This window comes from Bacillus sp. 2205SS5-2 (assembly GCF_037024155.1).
Taxonomy (GTDB): Bacteria; Bacillota; Bacilli; order Bacillales; family Bacillaceae_K; genus Bacillus_CI.
On record NZ_JAYKTS010000039.1, the window covers coordinates 1 to 26,207 of the forward strand.

The window sequence follows — 26,207 nt, forward strand, 5'->3', positions numbered from 1 at the left end:
GGTTTCGATATACCATGGTTCTGTAATATGAAAGAGACTATCAATATCTTGGATTTCTACCTTCATTCCGAATCACCTACTAGTTCTACTATTTTAGTAACCAGTATGGACAGGGGTAAATCATTTTAAACAGCGAAGAAGCAAAAAAATTCAGTAAAACACTTTGCCCCTTTGTCTATATATACTACAATATTGGTAGAGATGCTTTCTATTATTACTAGATTAATAAAATGTAACCGATTACAATTGGAGGTGTAAGGTATGGCAGATATATCAGCTATGAAAAATCATCTGTTTCAACAAATAACCTATGACGAATGGGAAGAAAAAGCAGAACAAACACTTAAAGGAAAGTGTTTGTCAACCTTAAATCATCATACATATGAACAAATAACCTTAAAGCCGCTATACACAAAGGGAGATTTAGCGAGTTTCACCGTGGATAGTATGCCAGGCCAAGGTCAACAAACAAGAAGTTTTGAGCGAAACTTAAAGCCTTGGCAGGTAGCGCAAAAAGTCTCTGGTAAAGATAAAGAAGAGCTATATGAGAGAACGGTGGATGCCCTTTCAAAAGGGCAAACAGTTCTCTCTTTTGATACAAGAGCTCTTTCTACGCTCTCAATAAATGAGTTAATAGAACTCTTTCTTTTACTACCAACGACGGAATATCCTGTGAATCTTATTCCTAGTTCGTTGACTTCATTTGCAGAAGTAGTAGCAAATATAAAGCATCAAGTGACAGGAGTTATCGCTGTTGATCCTTTAGCAAAAAGCTTGGAAGGTGGAAAGCTTTGGAGTAGCGAAGAGAAGCAGGAATGGTTGAGAGCTGTACTAAATATTGATGAACAACAACCTGACCTCCAGACGCTTTTAATCGACACTAGCCTATACGAGGCGAGCGGAGCCACAGTGGTTCAACAATTGTCACTAGCTTTAAGTTCTGCAGTATTTTATCTTGATATGCTTCAACAAGAAGGATGGAGTATTGAGAAGATTTTCTCGAAGTTGGTCTTTCATTTTTCCGTTTCTTCTCAATTTTTCCTGGAAATAAGTAAGATTCGTGCGTTTCGTGGACTAATTACAACTTTATGTAAGGCTTATGATATTCCATCTCAGCAGGTAACCATCAGTGCTGAAACTTCTTCTATGAACAAGAGTAATCTGGATGAGTATGTGAATATCCTACGAGCAGGAAATGAAGCTTTTGCCGCAGTATTAGCTGGAGTTGATTATTTTACGGTTTCGCCATTTTCTAACGAGCCAAGTCAAAAAGATTTAGCAACACGACTTGCACGCAATACTCAATTGATCTTACAAGATGAAGTTCAATTAGGAAAAATTATTGATCCTGCTGGCGGTTCCTACTACGTTGAAAAATTAACACACACATTGATAGATGAAAGCTGGATAATATTCCAGCAGATTGAAAAGCAAGGTGGGTTGTTAGAAGAAATTAAAACGGGCACTATTCAACAAGAAATTCTAGCCGTTTACGCAAACAGAAAACATGATCTAGAAACTCGAGAAACAACGATGATTGGTACCAACATCTATCCTAATTCGAAGGATAACAATGTGATGCAACCTGAAAATCTATCTTTAGGTTCTTTTTCAGGAGAATCTGTAACAATCATCCAACGGATGGTTCTGTCTGAAGTGTTTGAAAAGTTAAGAAATCGCGGGGACAAATTATCTCTAAGTGGCCAGAAGCTTAAAGCAGGCATTATTGGACTCTCTACTCTTAAAAATTATAAAGCACGTGCAGACTATGTGACTGGGGTGCTTGAGCTTGGAGGAATAGGCTCAGTTTGGAGTGAACCTTGTCACCAACCAGCTGATATACTGCGCTTTATTGAGGAATCTAAGCTAGACTATTACTGTGTATGCGGAAAAATGGAAGATTATGTAGAAATTTTGTTACCAAGCTTAACATTACTTAAGGATTCATCTTCTATTACGATTGATGTCGCTGGTCTTCCAGAAGAAAAGAAGTTTCATATTTTTAAAGAAGCTGGTATTTCTGGTAGCATTCATAGTAAACAGAATATACTTGAAAAGCTGGATGAACTTCTGAAGGGGTGGGAGGCAAAAAGATGAAAAAGAAACCGGATTTTTCTAAGTTAAGACCAGTTCATTCAGAGTTGAAAGCAAATGAAATTGGCAAGAACTCAACATTTACTACCAATGAAGGAATTGCGGTTAAGAGTTTTTACTCGGAAAATGATACTACTACTTTTCAGCATTTAGATGATGTACCTGGTATGGCTCCATACACGCGAGGACCGTACCCAACAATGTATACGTCACGACCATGGACCGTTCGTCAATATGCAGGCTTCTCAACAGCCGAAGAGAGTAATCAATTTTACCGAAGGAATTTAGCGATGGGACAAAAAGGCTTGTCGGTTGCCTTTGATTTGGCTACTCATCGAGGCTATGATTCAGACCATCCACGTGTAGAGGGAGATGTTGGAAAAGCTGGAGTGGCCATTGATTCTATTAAAGATATGAAAATCTTATTTGATGAAATTCCACTGAATCAAATGTCTGTTTCCATGACGATGAACGGCGCGGTATTGCCAATCATGGCTTTTTATATTGTGACTGCCGAAGAACAAGGAGTTGCGAAAGAAGAGCTTTCTGGTACGATTCAGAATGATATTTTAAAAGAATACATGGTGAGAAATACCTATATTTATCCACCTGAAATGTCGATGAAAATCATAGCCGATATTTTTGAATACACGGCTAATTATATGCCAAAATTCAACTCTATTAGTATTTCTGGGTATCATATGCAAGAAGCAGGAGCTCCTGCCGATATTGAACTTGCCTACACTTTGGCAGACGGACTTGAATATGTTCGAACCGGTTTAAAAGCAGGAATAGAAATCGATTCTTTTGCACCGAGACTGTCCTTTTTCTGGGGAATTGGCATGAACTATTTTATGGAAGTAGCTAAAATGCGAGCAGGTAGACGTATTTGGGCTCAACTGATGAATTCGTTTGAACCAAAAAATTCTAAGTCATTGGCTCTTCGAACGCATTCCCAAACATCTGGTTGGAGTTTGACTGAACAGGATCCATATAATAATGTCATTCGTACACTAATAGAAGCGCATGCAGCGGCCATGGGCCATACCCAATCGCTTCATACGAATGCATTAGATGAAGCGATTGCACTTCCAACCGATTTCTCGGCTCGAATTGCTCGTAATACTCAATTGTATTTACAGGAAGAAACGGGCATAACAGATGTAATCGACCCTTGGGGTGGTTCTTATTATGTGGAGTCATTAACCCATGAATTGATGGAAAAAGCCTGGGCTCATATGGCGGAAATTGAGGAACTAGGTGGAATGACCAAAGCCATTGAAACAGGTCTACCAAAAATGAAAATTGAAGAGGCGGCCGCCCGTAGACAAGCGTTAATCGATTCTGGAAGAGAAAAAATTATTGGCGTCAATGTACATCGACTCGAAAAAGAAGATGAAATGGAAATTCTCGATATCGATAATACTGAAGTTCGACGGAAACAACTTTTACGTTTAGAGAAGCTTCGTGAAGAGCGAAATGAGGTCGTTGTTCAACAAACACTTGAAGCATTGACTAAGGCAGCAGAATCAGGAGAAGGCAATCTATTGGAGGTAGCGGTAGAAGCGGCTAGAGCTCGAGCGACTTTAGGCGAAATATCCGACAGCATCGAGAAAGCAAGCGGAAGACATAAGGCGGTGATTCGCTCTGTGAGTGGTGTTTATAGTTCTAACTTTTCAAATGAAGAAGAAATTAAGCGTGTACAAACCTTAACGGAAGAATTCTTGGAAAATGAAGGTAGGCGACCTCGGATTTTGGTGGCGAAAATGGGACAAGACGGCCATGATCGCGGAGCAAAAGTGGTTTCGACTGGGTTTGCTGATTTAGGTTATGACGTAGATATAGGTCCTCTTTTCCAAACACCAGCAGAGACCGCTCAACAGGCCGTGGAAAATGATGTCCATGCTATTGGAGTAAGCTCACTAGCGGCAGGACATAAGACACTGCTTCCTGCGTTAATGAGTGAATTGCAAAAGCAAGGAAGAGAAGATATCGTGGTCTTTATTGGCGGCGTAATTCCCTATAAAGATTATGAGTTTTTGAAAGATAATGGTGCAGCTGCCATCTTTGGTCCTGGAACGGTGATTCCTGTATGTGCAGAGATTGTTTTAGAGAAAATTTATGAAAAGCTGGGCTATGAGGAAGTGACAAAATAATGGAGAAAGGCTTTTCTCATCGTGTGAAAAAAGCGAACGAGCCATCTGTGTTAGAGATATATAATGGCATATTACGTAGTGAGCGGGCCTGGTTAGCAAGAGGAATAACACTACTTGAGAGTAAAGCGCATCGCCATCAACAACAAGCACAGGATCTTTTGAGTAAAGTTCTCTCGCATACGGGAAAATCTATCCGGATTGGCATCACAGGAGTGCCTGGGGTGGGGAAGAGTACCTTTATTGAAGCACTTGGCCTATATTTATGTGAAAAAGGTCATCGGGTGGCAGTTTTAGCAGTGGACCCATCTTCTTCCTTATCTGGTGGGAGTATTTTAGGTGATAAGACAAGGATGGAGCAGTTATCTAATCATCCGAACGCCTTTATTCGTCCATCACCTACTGCAGGTACCTTAGGGGGGGTCCACCGAAAAACCAGGGAAACGATCTACTTGTGTGAAGCTTCTGGATACGATATTATTCTCATCGAAACAGTCGGTGTCGGACAAAGTGAATTTAGTGTCCGCAGCATGGTAGATTTTTTCCTTCTACTTGTCCTAACTGGAGCCGGGGATGAGTTGCAAGGAATGAAAAAAGGAATCATGGAGTTAACGGACTGCATTGTCGTCAATAAAGCTGATGGCGAAAATCAACCTCTTGCTGAAAAAACAAAAGCAGAATACAATCAGATCTTGCATTTTCTAGCCCCTGCAACGCCAGGGTGGGAAGCGCAGGCATTTACGTGTTCCTCCATAAAAGAACAAGGTTTAGAAGAGATATGGCAGGTAATAGAACGGTTTAAAGTTCTAACCATTCAATCGAATCAATTTCAAAAGAGAAGAAAGCAGCAAAATCTTGAGTGGCTTCAGTCCTCGATTGTGGATAATCTCCTTCGGTCTTTTTATGAACATCAAGAGGTAAAAAGGGAATTGCCCCTTCTTAAGACAAAAGTAGAAGACGGGGAAACAACCGTTCAATCCGCTTTACTGAGGTTGCTTAACCTGTATCAAAATAAAGAGTAGTCTCTTCCCGTTTAATACCGTTCTATCCATCAACCCTAGATGAGAAGGGTTTTGGAAAACATAGTGGAGTTTTGGGTAATCTCATCATGGTAAAAAAAGGCTGTGGTTCTCTATGACAATATTTAAGATAAGGGCTTAATGAAAACAACCGACAGAAGTGATGGCGGTTGTTTTTCTTTTAGGTTGCTTTCGCAAAACTTGTGGCTTTTCGAATCAGTTTTAAATCTTAATAGAGCTTCGGACATGATTTTGTCTATTTTTGATCGAAATCAACAGTGACATGGAGGATTTAATCAAAAAGTAGTTGAAATAGCCACAAGGTATAGGAAAAGAGCCTTCTGCCATAAATGTTTTTTCCATATACCAGTATAGTTTATGCCCCAGTAATTTTAATTATTGGATAATCTTCATATTCTAATGCTCTTCGCGCTTTCCTTATGCAATTGAATTTATCTAGTTGCTGAAACACTAAATTATGGAGAAGCTTGTCTAATCCTTCATCAACAAAATGGCAGTAACCTAGAAACTAATGATATTCTGGTTGAGGATATCATTTGAATAATGGTGACGTGTTCTGCATTTTTCGAGCTAGGAGATATCAGTTAACTAGTGTCTCCTTGATTTTAGGTGAGTACCGCGGAATGACAATCAAAATAACTTTCTGTCTTCTAAAGGCTCTTTGCTTTTTGGACAGAATCCTTCCTCGTCAAAACAAGCTAAATCGATTCGAACCAAATGGAAAGATAGAAACAGATTACGTTCATCAAGGAAGTCAAAAAACTAGTAATTCCGTGAGAAATAAAATATACTGAAAAATCAGTCTATTAAAAGGGGACATGAAAAATGAAAAAAATTTTAGTGATGGGGATTTCAGCGGGAGTTGGAAAGTCTACTTTTGCTAGGAAGCTAGCAGAAAAAATCAACATAGACGTGTATCATCTAGACACGATGTATTGGAAATCAGGCTGGAAGGAGGCTTCTTTAGAAGAATTCTCTACGAAACAAAAGGAAATCGTGGAAAAAGATGTATGGATTATCGAAGGAAATTATCGTAGTACGAATCACATTCGCATACCTCATGCTGACACGATTATCTATTTAGAACTCCCACTATATCTCTGCCTATTTCGTGTAATTAAGCGATATTTCACTAATATTGGTCAAAACCGTCCTGATATGGGTGATGGCTGTACAGAAAAGTTAGACTGGGCCTTCCTCAAGTTTATTTACACAACCTACCATCCAAGAAAAGAAAAGATGGAAGAGTTATTTCAAAAATTTCTAGAGGGAGACCCGAAGCGAAGGGTGATAAAATTAACAACTAGAAAAGAAATTCGCCAATATTCTCCTGAGATAAAGCAATAAATTATTGCACGAGTCTTTATTATCCAAAATTAGATAAACTTATCCCATGAAGCTTTTTGTATTTCTTCAAAACAACGGCCATTTCTGATTTCCAGTCAATCGGTAAGTTATCTTGTAGAAGTTTTCTTTGAAAGGAAATAAACGATAATTTTTCGAATACTCGTCCTTCAGATGTTTTTGAATACAACCATTTCAATAGAACTTAGGCAATTAAGGCGGAAAAAAGCTGATTAAAAACGGCATTTTCAGTCGTGCCAAATAACACAGGGACATTTAGGTTCTGTTTAATCCATCGGAAGAACGTTTCAATTCTCCATCTTGCTTTATACATGTCTGCGATAGCTTCAGGTGACACGTGCATTAAATTGGTGACAACACGCATCTCCTTACCGTAGTCATCCTTAAAAAACACCACTCGATGCCGTTCCTTTGAACGAGATTGTTTGGTACCCAGTTGACAAGTGATATCACGAGAAATAGATGATCCATCTTCCTCAAGGTGTTTTAAAGCATGAGGCCTAAAAATTTCTACGTTTTCTTTCATTCGGATCACAAACATTTGTTTATCTTCTTTAAACTGGTCGATTCGTTTGATTTTAAAATAAGCCCGATCTTCTACTAGAATAAACCGAGAATCCGCCAACTGTTAGCCAATCGGCCCATCATGTACAAGTCCAGTCGTTTCAACGACATGAAGGGGCATTTCTGTAAGTGGAGTATAACTGACATGTAATTTGATTCCTGCACGCTCTCCATGATAAAGGGCCCAAGGAAGGCGCGACTTTCCCACTGTCATCGTGGTGGAGTCTATTAAAAGAAGATCCTTTGGTATCTTTAACGCTCAACGTGTCATTCGATTACATTTAGACACGATTAATTGGAATAACTTCTTCATAATCTTGTAGTCCATAGGTTCAGCCTTTTTAGAAAGCGTAGAGTGGTTAATTTTAGGCAGCCCATATTGATCACCTACATCCGCACAGTCTCGATAACTTTTAAGCTCATTCATGGAAGCACAAAGAAAATAAGGAATAAGCATTAATACATCAAGCTTACGAGCGGTATCCTTATAGCCAACGATATCCTGGATGATGGCTACTTCTTTATGTGAAACAATTTTTTGAAACAAATTGTGAAATGTGGTATTCTTCTTCATGAGGGCACCTCTTCTGTAGTTTGTTTGTCGGCAAACATCATTCTACTAGAAAGGTGTCCTTTTTGGTATTTTTTTTGGATTTTATTGGTTAATCAACACGCATGTTACTTGACATTAATAATTATTCAGCTAAGATATAGCACCGATTTCTTTGGCGATTTGCTCAAAAGGAAGGGGGGACGAGAGGATATGAACTTTTGTACCTAAGGGGGTTTTTTCATAGAGTTGTTCAATCATAGTATTACTTAACCGAATACACCCATTCGAGAGATACTGACCAATACTATTAGGAGCATTCGTTCCATGCAAACCATAGATTCTTCCATCTGTACCCTCTGCGTCAAATCCAATCCAGCGTGTCCCAAGTGGGTTATCAGGAGATCCTCCTTCAATGTTTTTTTTACGGTAAAAAGGATTTTCAGCTTTTACAGTGACGGTAAACGTACCTTCAGGTGTTAAGTTCTCCGTTTTTCCTGTCGCTACTGAATAAATATGAACCACTTCTTCATCGACAATAAAAGCCAGTTCATTCGTCTGTTTATTGACGATGACTATTGGGTCGCCTGGTAATGGATTTTCTCCGAGTGGCCAAATGGGTGAGAACACTAAACAGATAGCGAATAGCAAATTCATCTGATTCATCCTTTCAATGAAGGTTAAGAATAGTTTGCTTCACTAAGAGGTTTACCATTCTTTTTTTTCTTTTGTAAGCCTGTAAACGAGCTTTTGAGTAATAAATACTGTTCCATTTCTTTCATAAATTGAAACAATGCCGCTCGTGCTTCGAACTCTTCTCGTGTTTGTGGAAGAGCCATCCCTTCGAATTCAATTTTTATATCATATAATTCTTTTAGATAGAGGAAGGCAGTATTTCCTGGATGGATTTGTTCGCTTAATTTGTCCATGAAATCACCTAAGATTTTACCTTGTTCGACAGTTAAGGAGATGGAAGTAGCAATCGGTAAAATTCGTTCCAAAATGTCAAATTGTTTTTCTCTCATTTTGAAATACAAATAGTAGACATCTTCATGTCGCAAAAAGTGGTTTTCAACATCACGAAAAGCAATGGACTTAGCATCATGAAGAAGTTTAGCTGTTTCTGTAATCTCCATTCCTTTCCAGTCACTTTGTTGGCAGCGTAAATAATGAGCTATTTCTTTAAAGATGAGTTGGAAATTTCGTTCAATTCGTTTTTGGTAGTGAATCAGCTTTCGATCTAAACTAGGCATATACAAATTCATGATTAAGGCGACACCAATTCCAATAATGATAATTCCAAGTTCATTAAAAATGATGTTCATGGTAATTTGTTTTGCCGAATAAAGATGAAGGATGATGACTGAACTCGTCACAATTCCTTCTTTTGCCTTTAAGGCAACGGTCGTTGGAATAAAAAATAAGAGCATACTCCCAATAATTATGGGTGAATAGGCAATCCCTTCGAAGAAGGCGAAGGAAAAACCCATTGCGACGATACACGCTAAAAAGCGACTCCAGGACGCAGATAATGATTTTTTTCTTGTGTTTTGTACACAAAGAATGGTAATAATGCCAGCGGAGGCAAAATTGTCTAGTTGAAACCACTGAGCAATCATAATGGCGATTGCGGTTCCAATCGCTGTCTTAATAGTACGATATCCGATTTTAAACATGCTTTTTCTCCATTCGTTCACGTATCTCTTCAGTGTAGCCATAGAAAAAACCTGACATTCAAAAATGTCAGGTTTGTAAGCGCTATACTTCTTCGCAATATTGTTCAAATGATTCTTGTAGCTGGTTCACAACCGACATGGGATGGTGACCTTCAATTTCGTGTCTTTCAACCATTGTACATAGTTTTCCGTCCTTTAAAAGTGCGAAAGATGGAGAAGAAGGCGGGTAACCAGTAAAATAGCTACGAGCTTTGGCGGTTGCCTCTTTATCTTGACCTGCAAAAACAGTCACTAAATGATCAGGGCGTTTGTCAAAATGAACACTATGAGCTGCTGCTGGACGAGCAATCCCACCTGCACACCCACAAACAGAATTGACCATAACGAGGGTAGTGCCCTTTTTGGCAAACATTTCTTCTACTTCTTCTGCTGTTGTTAGTTGGGTATATCCAGCCCCTTCGATTTCCTCGCGAGCTTGACGAACAACATCATTCATAAATAAATTAAAATCCATACTCAAGATTATTCTCTCCTTTAAACATGCTCAGATGTACTTTAATCATAGTCGATTTAGCAGGTTATTTCAATTATTGTTCCTTATGTTCGTAAAAACTTCATAAATGAGGTTAAGATTAATGCTGCTTGGGTAATATACTACTACATCTAGATCCATACCCCTAAACTCCCTAGATGTTGGATAGCTCTAAATAGAGCTGTCCCTTTTTTAATTTTCGGAGGTTTTATCCATCTATCATGAGTTTAAGTATAGGTGAGGTATCCCCCCTCTATTCTGACACCCATAGCTTGACAATGATAGTGTTTTTTGGTAAAAATAGAAACAATTATTAAATAAAGATTGTCCTTTCTAAGATAGAGGTACATGATTGATAAGTACCTTATGGGAGATGTGTGTCACCGACCACCATAGGGAAAAGGTGTTGCTGCAGAAGTGGAAAAATTCCTAGGGTTTTTTAAATAGTTTTATCTTGAACAAATGTGATATTGTCACAAGAAATGTTTTGCGGAGAACTATTTAAGAGGTGTTGAAGACTAAGGGTTTTTTGTGAGGGCATCTTGGTTGGGCGTTTTGTTTCTCCCTTTGACAGAAAAGATGGAGAAAAGGGGAAGGAAATTGACATTAGAGATTGGGATTCTAGCAAAAGAAAAATTAATAGAGCTGGTTATTCAAGAAGGCGTTTTGAAAGCGGAAGATGGTCGACATTTATTTCAACTATCTTATCAGGAGTTGGATCTTATATACAAAGGGATGAAAAATATCACCGCCTAGGGCAATAAAGAAAAGTAGTTTGGATGAATTTTTTATCCATTGTTTTCGGGAGGTTACTTCTTCTAATAGATATGTGCCTACAAAAAGAGAGAATCGCTCATTAGTGATCCTCTCTTTTTTGTATCAAGGTAAAAAGTCTAAACTCTAAACTCTGAACTCTACTAACAGTAACCTCTGCGAAAACTACCTTTATAATAGCACAGCCAAGCCAGCGAATAGAGTTGACGCAATCATGGCGAATAACATTAAATAGATAACAATTTTTTGTACTTTCGTCTTTCTCATTGAGTACACTCTCCTTGTTTTATTGCATTTTCAATCCTATTGTACTCTTCCATTATCAAAATAACAAGATGCTTCATTCTGAAAACGTTTACAAAAATTTAGATCGTAGCAGGAAATTCGACAAGTTCATCGAATACGATAGTGAAAGCGATATTCGTAATATCTATCCCGGTGGATATTCGATCTTCACCCTCACAGTTTTGTATTTTCTTAGAGTATCTATACGAGAAACACAGGGGGAGAATTAGTTGGGGTGAGAAAAGGGAAGAGGGGATGTTTAAAATGAAAAGAGTCGACCATCTAGGAATAGCTGTTCCTTCGATAGATGAGGCATTGCCATTATATACGGAAGTATTCGGGTTACCTTTATTGAAAATAGAAGAAGTTCCTTCAGAGAATGTCAGAGTGGCGTTTATCGACGGGGGAACTATTAAACTAGAACTATTAGAACCACTTTCACCGGATAGTGCTATCGCCGGTTTTTTAGAGAAAAAAGGCCAAGGGATTCACCATATTGCCTTTGAGGTTGAGAATATTGAGCAAAGAATTTTTGAGATGAAAGAAAAAGGCATCGAGATGATCCATCATGATCCAAAATTAGGGGCAGGTGGTGCACAGGTAGCATTTATGCATCCGAAATCTACCCAGAAAGTACTAACGGAGCTTTGTGAAAAGCCAGCTGTCAAGGGGGAGTAGTTCATGGATATTTATGAAAAAATCAATGATTTATATGACCGGAAAAGGAAAGTTGAGCTAGGTGGAGGAGACGAGAGAATTGATAAACAACATGAGAAGGGAAAACTAACAGCGAGAGAGAGGATTGAGTTGCTCGTTGATAAAGGTACATTTGTGGAACTAAATCCGTTTATTGAACACCGCTGCAATGATTTTGGTTTAGATGGAGTCGATGCGCCAGGGGAGGGGGTTGTCACTGGTTATGGAAAAGTCAATGGTCGACCAATTTATTTGTTCTCACAAGATTTTACCGTATTTGGTGGGGCTCTCGGTGAAATGCATGCGCAAAAAATTGCCAATGTGATGGATCTAGCGGTGAAAAATGGTGCACCATTTATTGGGTTAAATGATTCAGGTGGGGCACGTATTCAAGAAGGAGTTGTCTCGCTAGATGGATACGGTCATATCTTTTATCGTAACGCGATTTATTCAGGGGTGATTCCGCAAATCTCAGTTATTATGGGGCCTTGTGCTGGTGGAGCTGTATACTCCCCAGCGATTACAGATTTTGTTTTTATGGTCGATAAATCCAGTCAAATGTTTATTACCGGACCCAAGGTGATTGAAACAGTTACAGGAGAGAAAATCAGTGCAGAAGATTTGGGTGGGTCTGAGGTACATAATTCGATTAGTGGCAATGCTCATTTTCGTGGTTCATCTGAAGAGGAAGTGTTAGAACAAGTTCGATTATTGATTTCATACCTTCCGCAAAATAATGTAGAGAAGCCACCTATGAAAGAAACAGAAGAAGAAAATGACTATCGTGAGAATCTAACAGACTTGATTCCATTCGATGCCGTACGACCTTATGATGTGCGTAAAGTAATTCAGGAGATTGTCGATGAAGGCTCATTTTTAGAAATTCAGAGGGAGTTTGCCAAAAACATTGTGATTGGCCTTGCTCGGATCAAGGGAGAAGTAGTCGGGCTTGTTTGTAATCAGCCGAAATTTATGGCAGGTGGTCTCGATATCGATTCATCCGATAAAGCTAGCCGATTTATTCGTTTTTGTGATTCATTTCAAATACCGATTATTACGTTTGAAGATGTCACAGGATTTTTTCCAGGTATTAAGCAAGAACATGGTGGGATTATTCGTCATGGTGCTAAAATTTTGTATGCTTATTCAGAAGCAACTGTTCCAAAAATCACTGTTATTCTCCGAAAAGCTTATGGGGGGGCGTATGTCGCTTTGAATTCAAAAGCCATCGGGGCAGATTTAGTGTTTGCTTGGCCAAATGCCGAAATTGCGGTGATGGGTCCACAAGGTGCAGCCAATATTATTTTTGCAAGAGAAATCAATAAAAGTGACAATCCGGAGCAATTGAGAGCGGAAAAAATAGAAGAGTACCGAGAGAAATTTGCCAATCCTTATGTTGCAGCAAGTCGTGGAATGGTCGATGATGTCATAGATCCCAGGGAAACACGAATAAAATTGATTCAAAGTCTTGAGATGATGAGAAATAAGAAAGAAACTCGTCCGTATAAAAAACATGGAAATATCCCTTTGTAAGTGTATTCATTGTTCCAAAATGTATTTCGAGTTATACTGTACTAGTTGAATACATAGTAGGAGGAGTTAATATGGTCAATCAAGAACGTTTAGTGAATGAATTTTTAGAACTCGTACAAATCGATTCAGAAACAGGTCAGGAAGCCGAAATCGCAAAGGTACTAACTAAAAAATTTGCCGATCTTGGCGTCGAAGTGGTTGAAGATGACACGACGGGTATTACGGGACACGGGGCAGGCAACTTAATTTGCACATTACCTGCGACAAAGGAAAATGTTGATACGATTTACTTTACTTCCCATATGGATACCGTTGTTCCAGCTCAATCTGTGAAACCGACATTGAAAGAAGACGGATTTATCTACTCGGATGGTACGACGATTTTAGGTGCGGATGATAAAGCAGGATTAGCGGTTATGTTTGAAGCGGTACGAGTACTGAAGGAACAAAATATTGCCCACGGAAAAATCGAATTCATTATTACAGTTGGCGAGGAGTCTGGTTTAGTTGGTGCAAAAGAACTGGATCCCACCTTTGTAACAGCGAAATATGGTTTTGCGCTTGATAGTGACGGTAAGGTTGGGAATATTATTGTTGCTGCGCCAACACAAGCGAAAGTAAAAGCGGTTATTCACGGAAAAACAGCACACGCTGGAGTGGCACCTGAAAAGGGGAAATCGGCCATCACGATGGCAGCAAAAGCGATCAGTCGTATGCCACTTGGTCGCATTGACGACGAAACAACTGCTAATATTGGTCGCTTCGAAGGTGGAAAAGCAACGAATATCGTTTGTGATCGTGTGGATATTTTAGCTGAAGCACGTTCCCTCGTGCCTGAAAAAATGGAAGCGCAAGTGCAGAAAATGAAAGATGCGTTTGAATCAGCTGCTACTGAAATGGGTGGAAGTGCGACGATCGAAGTGGATATTATGTACCCAGGCTTTAAATTTGCTGATGGTGATGAAGTAGTAGAGGTAGCGAAACGAGCAGCAGTAAAAATTGGTCGTGATAGTCAACTCCAAACAAGCGGTGGCGGTAGTGATGCGAACGTGATTGCTGGGTTTGGAATTCCAACGGTTAACCTGGCTGTTGGTTATGAAGAAATTCACACTACAAGTGAGAGAATGCCTGTTGAAGAATTAGTGAAACTAGCAGAAATGGTAGTAGCAATCACAGAAGATGTCGCTGGAGAGTAAGTTAAAAACTGTGTAAAACTTTAATATTAATTTTTATTTTTGGCTCTTTTCGTATCCATTGTGGCTATTTCAACTACTTTTTGTTTGAATTCTTCATTTCTTTGTTGATTTCCATCAAAAATAGACGAAATGATGCCCTGAAACAAAGCTATATCATCGGTTATAGACGGGTGCGAAATGCAACAAGCATTACGAAAACAGCCTTATTATTTGAAGGGAACCCTTTAGTATAGAGGGTTCCCTTTTGAAATCATCTAACTGAACAACGCTAACCTCCAAGGGGAACCGAATTGACCTTTTAAAATGCGAACAAAGTTAGTAAATGCACCGATTTTTGTCATTCCATGTACGTGAGCTACTTAAAGCTCTAGGCGGGTTTGGGCGTTCTTATTAGAGCGATCGAACGTGCTCAAATGGAGAAATACATGCGCTAGTTGCACTCGTAGAGTGTTTAGTTAGTAAAGAGGAATTCAATAGTCAATAGGATGGAAAAGTGGTACTCTAAAAGAAGAAATTGTTTTAGGGAATAATGCACCTATTTACAGAGGAGGATTTTCATGAGCGATACTCAAAAGGTCGTTGTTTTTCAATCAGGAACGGAAGAATATGCGCTTCCTATTGAAAATGTTATATCCATTGAAAAACTAGCAAAGATTAATCCCATCCCACACTTACCCAATTATGTGAGCGGCATTGTCGATATAAGGAATGAATTGGTTCCCGTTTTGGATTTTGAGCAAATTTTATATGGAGCTGCTTCTGACTTAACGGACGCACGCATGATTGTCATTCAATCGGAGCTTCTCTCTTTTGCTGTCATCGTAAAGGAAGCGAAAGAAATTCTAGATGTCCCAAATGAAGCGATCAAGCAAGTGGGTCTTTTAGCATACTCAAAAACGAAGTATTTTACAGGTGTTGTGCACTGGGAACAAAGACTTATTACATACGTTAGCCCAGGGATACTAGTGAAGAGCCTAGATGGAATCAAAGAAATTGAAGCGTATCTGATTGAATCAGTTGAGGGATAAAGGCATGCTCTAAGGAGTCATGCTTTTTCTTTTCAAAGGGCTCTTTGTATAAGGCTCTTTTCGTATCCATTGTGGCTAATTCATCTCAATTTTTATTAAATCTTCCATTTCATCGTTGGTTTCCAGCAAAAATAGACGGATCTAGCTGCAGTGGCTATGGACTCGGGCATTTGTCAGCCCACTACGTGAAGCAGGCTTCACTGCGTGTTCTGCCAGATGCCTGCCGTCCCTGGGCAGCCACTTCCGCTTTTCGTGATCCAGCTGCAGTGGCAGGGGCTCGGGTTAAATGATAAACTGATACGAAAAGCAACAAACTTTGCGAAAACAGCCATAAAAAAAGAAAGATGTAGGCGAAGCTAAATCATGTAGCCTATCCCAAATAATTCAATTAGAAATCGTTATTGGGGTTTAGATGGATTTTTTGTAAAATTTGTTGCTCCTCACACAAAGAGATAAATAGGCAATATGGTTTTTGAGTTATTTCTTACTTTGTATTTAGAAATCCAAATTTTATCGTTAGGAAAAGAGTACAAAGTCATTCAGGTCGAGGGTTTTATTCCTATTCGAAAAGCCGCAATCTTTGCGAAAATAATCCATCAAATTAATGCTCCAGTTGAATAAGGTGTGATCATTATGAAGCAGTATTATCCTAAAAAAGGAAGAGTAATTCTTCACGTAGATATGAATAGTTTTTATGCATCTGTTGAAATGACATTCGATCCTACGTTAAAAGGCAAACCGCTGGCGATTGCTGGTAATCCTGAGGAAAGGAAAGGGATTATTGTCACCTGTAGCTATGAGGCAAGAAAGTTTGGCGTGAAAACGACTATGCCTTTATGGGAGGCCAAAAAAAAATGCCCACAACTGATAATAATGAGGCCTAATTTCGATCGTTATCGTCAAGCTTCAACGGGGATGTTTGATTTACTGCGACAATACACAGAGCTGGTTGAACCGGTTTCAATCGATGAAGGTTATATGGACATATCAGATTGTTATGAACTAGGGAATCCGCTTCAAATCGCGCAGTCTATTCAATCGAGAATTTTAGAACAGTTAGACTTACCTTGTAGTATTGGCCTTGCACCAAATAAATTTTTAGCGAAAATGGCCTCTGATATGAAAAAGCCAATGGGAATCACGATTTTAAGAAAGCGGGACATCCCTCAGATTCTTTGGCCACTTCCAGTTAGGGAGATGCATGGGGTCGGTGAAAAAACAGCTGAAAAGTTAAAAACCATCAGCGTAGGAACAATTGATGATTTGGCCCATGCAGAAGAGTTAAAGCTAAGAGCATTATTAGGAATTAACGGTACTCGCTTGAAAAAACGAGCAAACGGAGAAGATGAGAGGCGTGTGGATCCAGATTCCATCTATGATTTTAAAAGCATAGGAAATTCCATGACCTTGCCTAAAGATATTGCCAATCAACAGGAATTACTACGTCATCTTCATCTATTAGCTGGAAAAGTAGCTCTCCGCCTTCAGAATAAAGAATTGGTAGCTAAATCACTTTCCATTTCAATTCGGTTTAAAAATCGAAATACTATTACTCGAAGCAAAAAACTAGCACAGTATATCTTTAAAAAAGAAGACATTTTTACTAGTGCTAAAGACCTTTTTCTCCAAAATTGGAATGGGGATTCGATTCGCTTGCTCGGTATTACGACAAATGACCTTATTGAAAAACAAGCAGCCTTTCGCCAACTCGATTTATTTTCCTACGAAGAGGAAGCAAAAGATGAGCCGCTATACAAAACCATTGAGGACCTACAAGCGAAGTTCGGAAAAGGTATTGTGCAAAAGGGAATGAAGCTTCCGCAGAAAAAAGCAGTTTCTGTAGAAGACGGAACAAGTTTTAACAAAGATTTTCTGAGAGAGAATGAGAAGAAAAGGCCATAATAAAGAGGAAATGTTAGATGACCCATTAATTTGCAACGGAAAATAAGGACTGTTACATTTAGGGAAAGACTATAAGAATATAAATAGAATGTCTTTAGAAGGGATTGTTATTATATGACTACACAACAAATTGGTGTGATTGGATTAGCGGTAATGGGGAAAAACCTTGCATGGAATATTGAGAGCAGAGGCTATACCGTTTCTGTCTATAATCGTTCAAGTGAAAAAACAGAGCAAATGATGGCGGAATCTCAAGGGAAAAATATTTTCGCAGCTCCAACCATTAAAGAATTTGTTGCTTCACTTGAAAAGCCTCGTAAAATCCTTTTAATGGTTAAAGCTGGAGCAGCAACGGATGCGACCATTGACCAGCTAACACCTTTTTTAGATCAAGGAGATATTATTATCGATGGAGGAAACACCTTTTTTGAAGATACCATTCGTCGGAATAAAAAATTAAGCAATCAAGGTTTCCACTTTATTGGAACAGGTGTGTCAGGTGGAGAAGAAGGCGCATTAACCGGTCCCTCAATTATGCCAGGTGGACAAAAAGAAGCGTATGATCTTGTCGCACCGATTTTGAAAGATATTGCTGCAAAAGTGGACGGTCAACCTTGTACAACCTATATTGGACCTGACGGGGCGGGGCATTATGTCAAGATGGTACATAATGGAATTGAATATGGAGATATGCAATTAATCGCGGAGTCGTACTTCTTAATGAAAAATGTCTTGGGTTTATCCGCTCAAGAACTGCACGAAGTATTTTCAGAATGGAATAAAGGAGAGCTCGATTCGTATCTTATTGAAATAACTGCGGATATCTTCACAAAAATGGATGATGAAACAGGTCAACCCCTTGTGGATATGATACTGGACAAAGCAGGCCAAAAAGGGACAGGGAAATGGACAAGTCAGAGTGCCTTAGATTTAGGAGTTTCTCTGCCGATTATTACAGAATCTGTTTTCGCTCGATTTATCTCGGCCATCAAAGATGAGCGTGTGAAGGCTAGTAAAATTCTTTCAGGCCCAACCCCACAAGCTTATGAGGGAGATAAACAAGCATTAATTGAATCCGTAAGAAAAGCCCTATACATGAGCAAAATATGTTCCTATGCTCAAGGGTTTGCACAAATGAAAGCTGCGTCTGATGAATATGACTGGAACTTAAGCTACGGAGAAATTGCGATGATTTTTAGAGGTGGCTGTATTATCCGAGCGCAATTTTTACAAAAAATAAAAGAAGCGTACGATCGAGAAATCCAATTACCAAATTTACTTCTTGATCCCTACTTTAAAGAGGTCGCTGAAAGTTATCAATCCTCTTTAAGAGAAGTCATTACCGTTGCGGTGAAAAATGGTGTACCGGTTCCGTCCTTCTCAGCTGCTCTCTCTTATTTTGACAGTTATCGCAGTGAGACCTTACCAGCAAACTTAATTCAAGCACAACGCGATTATTTTGGTGCACACACGTACCAACGAGTCGACAAAGAAGGAATTTTCCATACCGAATGGATGGATGATTAAGCGAAAGCCTTGTTTTGATGTGTAGAAGGTATACAGCAAGTAAATTGCACTCCAAAGCTTCAATTGGGGTGTTTTTCTAATTAGCGCTAGTATCGGTTTTCTTCGAGCAAGACAAGTAATTAGTGTTTTCCAACTGATAAATATACAAAAAAGCGCAGAAAATTTATTTTCTGCGCTTTTTAAATGTTATAAATCTTGTACTAACCTGGCTGCTTTTCGCTGATAGAAATTTTACTTTACTGTTTATCCATCAACAAGATACGAGCTGGAGATGCGTCTGTTCCTTTGATCTTTAAGGGAGCTGCAACCATAAAATATTCGCCTTCCTCAATGTCCTTTAATTGCAATCCTTCAATAATAATAATATTATTTCCCATCAAGGCTCGGTGAGTAGGATGTCCTTCTTGAGCACGTTCAATTCCTAGAGAATCAATGCCAACACCTGCAATTCCTTTATCTACTAAGAAATGAGCCGCATCCTCTGCTAGGTAGATGAAATTAAAGTTAAAGGCTTCATCATAAGAATTTTTGGTTTTTAGTAAAATGAAATCATCTTTTTCAATTGCATAGGAGGAGATATCTTGTTTAGAGATTTTTCCTTCTGTTTTTGTGATATCCAGTACTTTTACGTTTCGTACTAATTGCTGTAATTCAATCGTTTCAATCGTGTCACCATCATTAATCATATGAAGAGGGGCATCTACATGGGTTCCTGTGTGCACATCAAGTGTAATGCGGGACTCTGTCACATGGGCGCTGGTAGAGGTGGTAATTTCAGGTTGTTTTTCAGGTTTGTTTTTATACACCGGCATGCCAGAATAAATCGGTGCTGTAATATCATGAATCTTCATTTCAATCATTCCTTTCAAGCTAATTTAGCAGTTATCAACCTCAAGATTATCTATTGGCCACCAGAAAAATTGATCTTTTTCTAATAATTGATCGGATGCTTTAGGTCCCATTGATCCTGAGGCGTAGTTTGGGAATGTAGCTTCTTTTGTGTTTTCCCAGTAGTCTGAAATCTTATCGACAAAACTCCAGGATAGCCTGACTTCATCCCAGTGTGTAAAGTTCGTCGCATCTCCACGCATACAGTCGTAAATGAGTTTTTCATAAGCTTCTGGCGTATTCATACCATCGATACCCTTATTGGCGTAACTTAATTTTACGGCTTTCGTTTTTAAGTTTTCGCCAGAATGTTTGGCATTTAAGTGAAGCGTAATTCCTTCTTCAGGTTGAATATGAATGACCAATAAATTGGGTGCAAGTGGTTTTTCAGGATTATAGTACAAGTTCATTGGTATATCTTTAAACTGAACGACGATCTTGGTTGCTTTTGAGCCCATTCTCTTACCCGTTCGAATATAAAACGGAACGCCTGCCCAACGGAAATTGTCGATCATGATTTTCCCTGAAACAAACGTCTCTGTATTGGATTGAGGGTCGACGTTGCTTCCTTCACGGTAGCCAGGTAATTCATTTCCTTGTATGCTTCCTGAGTCGTATTGACCTCGTACGAAATAGTCTTCGATTTCTTCACCTGCGACAGGACGTAGCGAGCGGAACACTCTTACTTTTTCGCTTCGAATTTCTTCTGTCGTTAAGGAAATAGGTGGCTCCATCGCAAGAAGTGAAACCATTTGGAGCATATGGTTTTGTACCATATCACGAAGAGCACCACTTTTTTCGTAGTAGCCACCTCGTTCTTCGACACCGAGTGTTTCACTCGAAGTGATTTGGATATTGGATATGTATCGGCTATTCCAAAGCGGTTCAAATAATGCGTTAGAAAAACGAATCACTTCGATATTCTGAACCATGTCTTTTCCTAAGTAATGGTCAATCCGATAAATTTCATCCTCTGAAAACGATTCTCGAATTTGAGAGTTTAATTTTTCGGCAGAAGGAAGGTCGTGACCAAAAGGCTTTTCAATGACCAATCGGTGATATCCCGCTGTATCTGTTAATCCTTCAGATTTTAAGTGATCTGTAATTGTGCCGAAAAATTCTGGTGCCATCGCTAAGTAAAAAATGCGGTTTCCGTTTAGAGTATATTTGGAATCTAATTCATCTGACAGCTTTTTTAATTCAATATAAGAATCTGAATTTGAAACATCGTTTGGTTGGTAATAAAAGTGGGAAACAAATTCTTCAAGATTGTCCACATCCCCGATGGAAGTCAAAACAGAATCTTTTACATGAGATTGGAAGGTTTCGTGCGTCCATTCACGACGTGCAACCCCGACAACTGCAAATTGTTCAGAGATCTTTCCTTTTCGATATAAATGATAGAGGGAAGGAATGAGCTTTCTTTTGGCTAAGTCTCCAGTGGCACCAAAAATCATAATCAGACTAGCCGGCGTTTCGGTATTGTTCACAATTAGGACCTCACTTTGTTTTCATCGTTATACTTTTAGAAAAAATCTCCTAGTGTTATTTAGAAAGAAACCTCTTTACAAGTTCAATATTCTAGCGGTTTCCCGACTTCGTTGCAACCAATATGCAATACAGCTTACGAAATGAGGGATAAGGATTTTATGAAATATTTTATTGTTAATATTTCATAAAATCCTTGATATCTAAATAAACTCTATAATATGATGATTATAGTAGAACAAGGAGGAATGAAGGGTGACAATTATTCTAAAAAACATCTCAAAAACTTATTTATCGGGAGACGTTCAGGTTCAGGCCTTAAAAAAGGTTGATTTACAAGTACAGGAACAATCGATTTCGGTTATTCTTGGACCCTCTGGATCGGGGAAAAGTACGCTAGTTAATATTATTGGCGGAATTGATCAGAGTGATTCAGGAGAAATATTGGTTTTTGAACAATCACTACATAAAATGAAAGAAAAAGAACTAACAAAATATCGACGAGATTTTGTTGGGTTTATTTTTCAATCCTATAATTTAATTCCCACCTTAACGGTAAAAGAAAATGTAGAAATTGGAGCAGAGGTTAGTTTATCACCACTGGACATCGATGAAGTTTTAGGCAAAGTGGGGATGCTACATCATGTTCATAAATACCCTCACCAATTGAGTGGAGGAGAACAGCAACGTGTAGCGATTGCTCGTGCTCTTGTTAAAAACCCAAAGATATTATTATGTGATGAACCAACGGGGGCACTTGATGAGGACACCGGAAAAAAAATTTTATGTCTTCTTCAAGAAATCAATCAAAAATATCAAACGACGATTATGATTATCACTCACAATCCTGGTTTAGCGGAAATGGCGAATGTGATTGTAAAAATGAAAAGCGGCGAAGTAATCTCTATAGAAGAGAATGAACAACCGATTGACGCTGAGAAGGTGAAATGGGTATGAAAAAGCTACCAAAAAGCGTGCTGAAGGATATTCTTTCTAGCAAATTGCAGTATGGTGGTGTGATTTTGCTTATTCTTTTGTCTGTTCTATTATATGTGATGTTGAGTGCATCACTGAGTGCAGTAGAAAACAGCAATGAACAATTTAAAACAGAATATGCTCAGGAGGATTTTCATTTTTATGTCGCCACAGCGTTAAATGATGAGGATTTGTTGGAGCTTGAGGCGGAATATGATGTTATGTTAGAAAAACGACTCAGCTATGATATGTCGTTGGAAGATGAAAAAGTGTTGCGTGTGTTCTCGGTGCCAAATCGGGTGAACACTCCCTATTTACAGGAAGGAACTTTACCTGGAAATAGAAATGAAATTGCGCTGTCTGCAACGTTTGCCGACAGCAATTCTTATTCAATCGGTGAATCTATTTCAATTGAAGGAGAAGGCAGAATCATTACAGGACTTGTCTATATTCCAGATTATATTTATTCTCTTAAAAATGAGTCGGCCCTGATTAATGATCCGGCCGCTTTTGGAGTGGGACTTTTACCGGAAGAAGCATTTGAAGAGGTTGCTCAGCCGAGTGTGTATTATCTCGGTAAATGGGATAATAAGGAAGGAGAGAGAGCTCTTCAAAAAGCAGTTTCACTCTTGTCGCCTATTATTAAGTGGACCAATGCCCAAGATAATCCTAGAATTTCTTATATTGAAACAGAAATTAAAAGTACCAAGTCCTTTGCCACTGTTTTTCCACTGTTCATCTCTGTTATCGCTGTGATGATGGTGGTGATTTTGGTGAAACGACGGTTAGAATCACAGAAAAAACAAATTGGAACTCAATTAGCACTGGGCTACCAATCAAGAGAATTAACGAAAGCTTATTTATTATATCCGCTAGTAATTGGTATTCTAGGTTCGACAATCGGTTTAGTTTTCGGTTTGCTTTTGTCTGTACCTATGACGAATATGTACACATATTACTTTAATCTCCCGGTTCTTTCTCGTTGGACACTCACGCCCATTCAGTACATGGGTGCTTTGATAATTCCGTCCCTGCTCCTTATTTTAGTCGGTTATGTTGTCATTCGTAAATATGTGAATATTCTTCCTATTAGACTGATAAAACCACTCGCTAAGCAGAGTGCAGAGGGGAGATTTCACTTCAGTTTTACTAAAATAAAAAAATTTTCCACTCGCTTTAGGCTACGAATGCTTTCGAAAAACTTCGGGAGAATTCTATATCTTACGCTTGGAATTTTATTTGCAACCATGCTGTTAATGTACGGGTTTATCTCGATGAACTCTATCGATACGTTAATGACAAAAACGTATAAAGAGGGACTCAATTATGAGTATGGTGTTTACTATCAAGAACTCAAGCAATCTTCTGACTCCTCCGAAGATGTCTTTACTATCAGCGAAGCAGAGGTCATTGAAGTGAATCGAAAGGGGGAGTGGTACTCTGTTAGCGATCAAAGACTGCAGCTTTTTGGACTCGATCGTCAAACAGATTCGATATCTCTTAAAAATTCAAACAATGAGTCACTGAAAGATCAATTAGAGGAAGGCTTGATAATAAATAAAGTCGTCGCGTACGCTCTTGGTGTAGAGGTTGGAGATCAACTATCGTTGAAGTTAACTGCCTCTAGTCGAGAAGAAACCATTAAAGTAGCTGGAATTGCTGAGCTTTATGCGGGATCAAGTGTCTATATGCAAAGGTCGACGCTAAATGCATGGAATGATTTTTCCGAAAACTCGTATATGGGGAAATGGACTCAGGAAGAGCCAGTGGCCAAAGAGGGGATTTATCAAATAGAAAATAAGCAAGAATTAATGCAATCATTGGAAAACATGATGGGACCCATGCGGTATTCCTTATTGATTATGTCAGGGCTGGCCTTTCTAATCGGACTGATTATCATTACGCTCATCACAAATTTAATTGTTGAAGAAAATATCACGAGCATTTCGCTATTAAAAGTCATCGGGTATGAGGATAAAACTGTCAGCCATTGGATGCTGAATATTTATACACCTGTCGTTATCATTTCATATGGACTTGGAGTACCTTCAGCACTTTTGAGCATTGATGCGCTTATGAAGTCTTTAGCGAAAGAAACGAATTATGCTTTGCCTGTGGCAATAACGCCTGGCTTATTTATCATCGGTTTTCTCATTATCTTTGGGGCGTACTGGGCTTCGTTATGGATATCCAAGCGTAAATTAAAGCGGGTGTCTCTACAAGAGGTGTTAAAGCGCCAAGAAGCGTAATCTATGGTAAAATGGCGTTGACAGTGTTGAAGGAGTGTGTAAGGTGGAATTACTTTTTTTAGGAACAGGAGCAGGAGTGCCTGCAAAGTTGAGAAATGTCTCTTCTGTCGCATTAAAGCTACTACAAGAAAGAGGAGTCGTATGGCTTTTTGACTGTGGGGAAGCCACTCAACACCAAATTCTCCATACCCGTTTAAAACCTAGACGAATTGAAAAAATATTCATTACTCATTTACATGGAGACCATATATACGGATTACCAGGTCTACTAGGAAGTCGATCCTTTCAAGGAGGCGAGGGTAAGTTAACAGTTTACGGTCCGAAAGGTTTAAAGGAATTTATTTCAGTGGCCTTGTCAATCAGCAAAACCCATTTGAAATATCCACTTGAAGTAATAGAAATTGAAGAGGAAATGGTTTTTGAAGATGAGGATTTTCTCGTTACCGCTAAAAAACTCGATCATGCCATTGAAACATATGGGTATCGAATTGAAGAAAAGGAGCGAAAAGGCCCCTTACTAGTTGATAAATTAAAGAAAAGCGGCTTCATGCCAGGGCCATATTATCGAGAATTGAAAGAAGGGAAAACAGTCATTCTTGAGGATGGGGCTATCTTAGAAGGGAAGGATTTTCTAGGTGAGAGCCAAAAAGGGAGAATTGTGTCTATACTTGGGGATACGAGACCTTGTCTAGCTGCGGTCGAGCTCACAATGGATGCCGATGTGCTCGTTCATGAAGCAACTTTTGCGGATGGGAATGAAGAGATGGCGTGGGAATATTACCATTCTACCGTCTCTCAAGCGATTCATACTGCTAGTCAGGCAAACGCCAGAAAGCTCATCTTAACACATATAAGTTCGCGATACACAGAGGTAGATGCACAACAGCTAGAAAGTGATGCAAAAACACTTTTTGAAAATACTGTCCTCGCTCAGGATTTTCTGGAGGTTGAGATTCCTTTCCGTCTGGTGGAGAAAGAATGAAAACAATCTATCTTATGCGCCACGCTAAAGCAACAGGATAGTCTTTTACATCCTCCTTGACAAAGGAAGGAGAAAGGCAGGCGGATGCCTTGTTTGATTTCTTTCAAGAAGGCTGTTTTCGCAAAGTTTGTTGCTTTTCGCACAAGCCTATAAATGATGATATAGCTTTGTTTCGGGCATGATTTCGTCTATTTTTAATGAAAATCAACAGGGAAATGGGCGATTTAATCAAAAATCAGGTGAAATAGCCACAATGTATACGAAAAGAGCCTTAAAGAAAACAAATCGATTCGATTTATTCTATCCCGTTTATCTGAGCCGTTGAAACCATCTCTCCTCTGTCAAACGAACGAAAGTGTCCATAATCCGAGATTCTCATTTAGGAGAAAGGGTACTATGTAGTTCATTTTTTACGGATTGGAAAGATAAGTTGAAAAAGAGTTTTGAAGAGGTGGACCTCGTTTTTGAAGGCGAGGAATCGATTTAATCTGGTATCAATCTAGCAGAAAGTATGGTAAAAGACGCTCTTTCGACAAGTGAAGAAAATATTGTTTTAGTTAGTCATGGAAATCAATGCATTCTTCTTCAACTTTTTGATTAAGCATTTGGGTACGAAGAGCTTTTAGCGATGTCGAATCCAGATGTATTTGAAATCAGGATTGCATCTAGTAGTGATGTCAGGATTAAACGAATTTGGAAAGAATAATAGA

Annotated in this window: 21 protein-coding genes, 1 pseudogene and 1 riboswitch; of the genes and pseudogenes, 14 read left to right on the top strand and 8 right to left on the bottom strand. The window is 38.9% G+C overall.

The genetic code is table 11. From position 1 onward, the window contains the following. Positions 1-261: 261 nt before the first annotated feature. The 4 genes from U8D43_RS18590 (at position 262) to U8D43_RS18605 (ending at position 6,634) form a co-directional block, all read left to right on the top strand. A complete protein-coding gene (locus tag U8D43_RS18590; protein WP_335872664.1) occupies positions 262-2,097 on the top strand; it encodes a methylmalonyl-CoA mutase family protein in 1,836 nt (611 codons plus the stop codon). Continuing rightward, positions 2,094-4,250, top strand: coding sequence for a methylmalonyl-CoA mutase (gene scpA, locus U8D43_RS18595; RefSeq protein WP_335872665.1), 2,157 nt, complete (start codon positions 2,094-2,096; stop codon positions 4,248-4,250). Before U8D43_RS18590 ends, scpA begins: the two co-directional genes overlap by 4 nt. After that, positions 4,250-5,269 (top strand): methylmalonyl Co-A mutase-associated GTPase MeaB, encoded by a 1,020-nt coding sequence (gene meaB, locus U8D43_RS18600; RefSeq protein ID WP_335872666.1) that lies wholly within the window; start codon positions 4,250-4,252, stop codon positions 5,267-5,269. The genes scpA and meaB overlap by 1 nt, the downstream gene beginning before the upstream one ends. An 843-nt stretch (positions 5,270-6,112) precedes the next feature. Continuing rightward, on the top strand, positions 6,113-6,634 hold the full coding sequence (locus tag U8D43_RS18605) for a P-loop NTPase family protein (protein WP_335872667.1): 522 nt from the start codon (positions 6,113-6,115) through the stop codon (positions 6,632-6,634). Positions 6,635-6,653: 19 nt separating this feature from the next. Here the strand turns inward: U8D43_RS18605 and U8D43_RS18610 are convergent. From U8D43_RS18610 to U8D43_RS18625, 4 genes and pseudogenes are all read right to left on the bottom strand, one after another. Beyond that, positions 6,654-7,790: pseudogene (locus U8D43_RS18610) on the bottom strand (IS4 family transposase). A gap of 129 nt (positions 7,791-7,919) precedes the next feature. Beyond that, positions 7,920-8,417 (bottom strand): L,D-transpeptidase, encoded by a 498-nt coding sequence (locus U8D43_RS18615; protein ID WP_335872688.1) that lies wholly within the window; start codon positions 8,415-8,417, stop codon positions 7,920-7,922. A gap of 29 nt (positions 8,418-8,446) precedes the next feature. Next, positions 8,447-9,442: an aromatic acid exporter family protein gene (locus U8D43_RS18620; protein WP_335872668.1), complete on the bottom strand. Its 996-nt coding sequence runs from the start codon at positions 9,440-9,442 to the stop codon at positions 8,447-8,449. 82 nt (positions 9,443-9,524) lie between these two features. Beyond that, positions 9,525-9,962: a BrxA/BrxB family bacilliredoxin gene (locus U8D43_RS18625; RefSeq protein ID WP_335872669.1), complete on the bottom strand. Its 438-nt coding sequence runs from the start codon at positions 9,960-9,962 to the stop codon at positions 9,525-9,527. 343 nt (positions 9,963-10,305) lie between these two features. Further along, positions 10,306-10,482: riboswitch (Lysine riboswitch) on the top strand. Positions 10,483-10,574: 92 nt separating this feature from the next. On the opposite strand from U8D43_RS18625, the gene U8D43_RS18630 reads away from it, so the two are divergent. Next, positions 10,575-10,730 (top strand): Fur-regulated basic protein FbpA, encoded by a 156-nt coding sequence (locus U8D43_RS18630; protein WP_335872670.1) that lies wholly within the window; start codon positions 10,575-10,577, stop codon positions 10,728-10,730. A 189-nt stretch (positions 10,731-10,919) separates the two neighbouring features. On the opposite strand, the gene prli42 is transcribed toward U8D43_RS18630, so the two are convergent. Next, positions 10,920-11,015, bottom strand: a complete 96-nt coding sequence (prli42, locus tag U8D43_RS18635; RefSeq protein ID WP_335872671.1) for a stressosome-associated protein Prli42 — start codon at positions 11,013-11,015, stop codon at positions 10,920-10,922. 282 nt (positions 11,016-11,297) lie between these two features. On the opposite strand from prli42, the gene mce reads away from it, so the two are divergent. The 4 genes from mce to U8D43_RS18655 all read left to right on the top strand — a co-directional run bounded on the left by mce (position 11,298) and on the right by U8D43_RS18655 (position 15,486). Further along, positions 11,298-11,711 carry a methylmalonyl-CoA epimerase gene (gene mce / locus U8D43_RS18640; RefSeq protein ID WP_335872672.1) on the top strand — a complete coding sequence of 138 codons (414 nt, stop codon included), beginning with the start codon at positions 11,298-11,300 and terminating at the stop codon, positions 11,709-11,711. Between the two features lie 3 nt (positions 11,712-11,714). Continuing rightward, positions 11,715-13,262: an acyl-CoA carboxylase subunit beta gene (locus U8D43_RS18645; protein WP_335872673.1), complete on the top strand. Its 1,548-nt coding sequence runs from the start codon at positions 11,715-11,717 to the stop codon at positions 13,260-13,262. Positions 13,263-13,333: 71 nt separating this feature from the next. Then, positions 13,334-14,458 (top strand): tripeptidase T, encoded by a 1,125-nt coding sequence (locus U8D43_RS18650; RefSeq protein ID WP_335872674.1) that lies wholly within the window; start codon positions 13,334-13,336, stop codon positions 14,456-14,458. Positions 14,459-15,015: 557 nt separating this feature from the next. Then, positions 15,016-15,486, top strand: a complete 471-nt coding sequence (locus U8D43_RS18655; RefSeq protein ID WP_335872675.1) for a chemotaxis protein CheW — start codon at positions 15,016-15,018, stop codon at positions 15,484-15,486. Positions 15,487-15,667: 181 nt separating this feature from the next. On the opposite strand, the gene U8D43_RS18660 is transcribed toward U8D43_RS18655, so the two are convergent. Further along, complete coding sequence (locus U8D43_RS18660) at positions 15,668-15,799, bottom strand: hypothetical protein (protein WP_335872676.1); 132 nt, start codon at positions 15,797-15,799, stop codon at positions 15,668-15,670. Positions 15,800-16,119: 320 nt separating this feature from the next. Between U8D43_RS18660 and U8D43_RS18665 the strand changes: the two genes are divergently transcribed. Further along, positions 16,120-17,388 (top strand): DNA polymerase IV, encoded by a 1,269-nt coding sequence (locus tag U8D43_RS18665; RefSeq protein ID WP_335872677.1) that lies wholly within the window; start codon positions 16,120-16,122, stop codon positions 17,386-17,388. Positions 17,389-17,502: 114 nt separating this feature from the next. Then, on the top strand, positions 17,503-18,915 hold the full coding sequence (gene gnd / locus U8D43_RS18670) for an NADP-dependent phosphogluconate dehydrogenase (RefSeq protein ID WP_335872678.1): 1,413 nt from the start codon (positions 17,503-17,505) through the stop codon (positions 18,913-18,915). A 236-nt stretch (positions 18,916-19,151) separates the two neighbouring features. Here the strand turns inward: gnd and U8D43_RS18675 are convergent, their stop codons facing one another. Then, a complete protein-coding gene (locus U8D43_RS18675; RefSeq protein WP_335872679.1) occupies positions 19,152-19,766 on the bottom strand; it encodes a cyclase family protein in 615 nt (204 codons plus the stop codon). A gap of 24 nt (positions 19,767-19,790) precedes the next feature. Then, a complete protein-coding gene (gene zwf, locus U8D43_RS18680) occupies positions 19,791-21,293 on the bottom strand; it encodes a glucose-6-phosphate dehydrogenase (protein WP_335872680.1) in 1,503 nt (500 codons plus the stop codon). Positions 21,294-21,546: 253 nt separating this feature from the next. On the opposite strand from zwf, the gene U8D43_RS18685 reads away from it, so the two are divergent. The 3 genes from U8D43_RS18685 to rnz are packed head-to-tail and all read left to right on the top strand — an operon-like array spanning position 21,547 to position 25,497. Then, entirely contained in the window at positions 21,547-22,248 is a 702-nt protein-coding gene (locus U8D43_RS18685; RefSeq protein ID WP_335872681.1) for an ABC transporter ATP-binding protein, read from the top strand. Next, on the top strand, positions 22,245-24,515 hold the full coding sequence (locus tag U8D43_RS18690) for an ABC transporter permease (RefSeq protein WP_335872682.1): 2,271 nt from the start codon (positions 22,245-22,247) through the stop codon (positions 24,513-24,515). The genes U8D43_RS18685 and U8D43_RS18690 overlap by 4 nt, the downstream gene beginning before the upstream one ends. A gap of 43 nt (positions 24,516-24,558) precedes the next feature. After that, entirely contained in the window at positions 24,559-25,497 is a 939-nt protein-coding gene (rnz, locus tag U8D43_RS18695) for a ribonuclease Z (RefSeq protein ID WP_335872683.1), read from the top strand. Positions 25,498-26,207: the final 710 nt, after the last annotated feature.

Excerpts from the sequence above, each read along its gene's own strand:
- U8D43_RS18605 (WP_335872667.1), top strand. The coding sequence starts at position 6,113 with ATGAAAAAAATTTTAGTGATGGGGATTTCAGCGGGAGTTGGAAAGTCT.
- U8D43_RS18620 (WP_335872668.1), bottom strand. The coding sequence starts at position 9,442 with ATGTTTAAAATCGGATATCGTACTATTAAGACAGCGATTGGAACCGCA.
- U8D43_RS18590 (WP_335872664.1), top strand. The coding sequence starts at position 262 with ATGGCAGATATATCAGCTATGAAAAATCATCTGTTTCAACAAATAACC.
- U8D43_RS18655 (WP_335872675.1), top strand. The coding sequence starts at position 15,016 with ATGAGCGATACTCAAAAGGTCGTTGTTTTTCAATCAGGAACGGAAGAA.
- U8D43_RS18650 (WP_335872674.1), top strand. The coding sequence starts at position 13,334 with ATGGTCAATCAAGAACGTTTAGTGAATGAATTTTTAGAACTCGTACAA.
- prli42 (WP_335872671.1), bottom strand. The coding sequence starts at position 11,015 with ATGAGAAAGACGAAAGTACAAAAAATTGTTATCTATTTAATGTTATTC.
- scpA (WP_335872665.1), top strand. The coding sequence starts at position 2,094 with ATGAAAAAGAAACCGGATTTTTCTAAGTTAAGACCAGTTCATTCAGAG.
- meaB (WP_335872666.1), top strand. The coding sequence starts at position 4,250 with ATGGAGAAAGGCTTTTCTCATCGTGTGAAAAAAGCGAACGAGCCATCT.
- gnd (WP_335872678.1), top strand. The coding sequence starts at position 17,503 with ATGACTACACAACAAATTGGTGTGATTGGATTAGCGGTAATGGGGAAA.
- U8D43_RS18675 (WP_335872679.1), bottom strand. The coding sequence starts at position 19,766 with ATGAAGATTCATGATATTACAGCACCGATTTATTCTGGCATGCCGGTG.
- U8D43_RS18690 (WP_335872682.1), top strand. The coding sequence starts at position 22,245 with ATGAAAAAGCTACCAAAAAGCGTGCTGAAGGATATTCTTTCTAGCAAA.
- U8D43_RS18665 (WP_335872677.1), top strand. The coding sequence starts at position 16,120 with ATGAAGCAGTATTATCCTAAAAAAGGAAGAGTAATTCTTCACGTAGAT.
- U8D43_RS18645 (WP_335872673.1), top strand. The coding sequence starts at position 11,715 with ATGGATATTTATGAAAAAATCAATGATTTATATGACCGGAAAAGGAAA.
- mce (WP_335872672.1), top strand. The coding sequence starts at position 11,298 with ATGAAAAGAGTCGACCATCTAGGAATAGCTGTTCCTTCGATAGATGAG.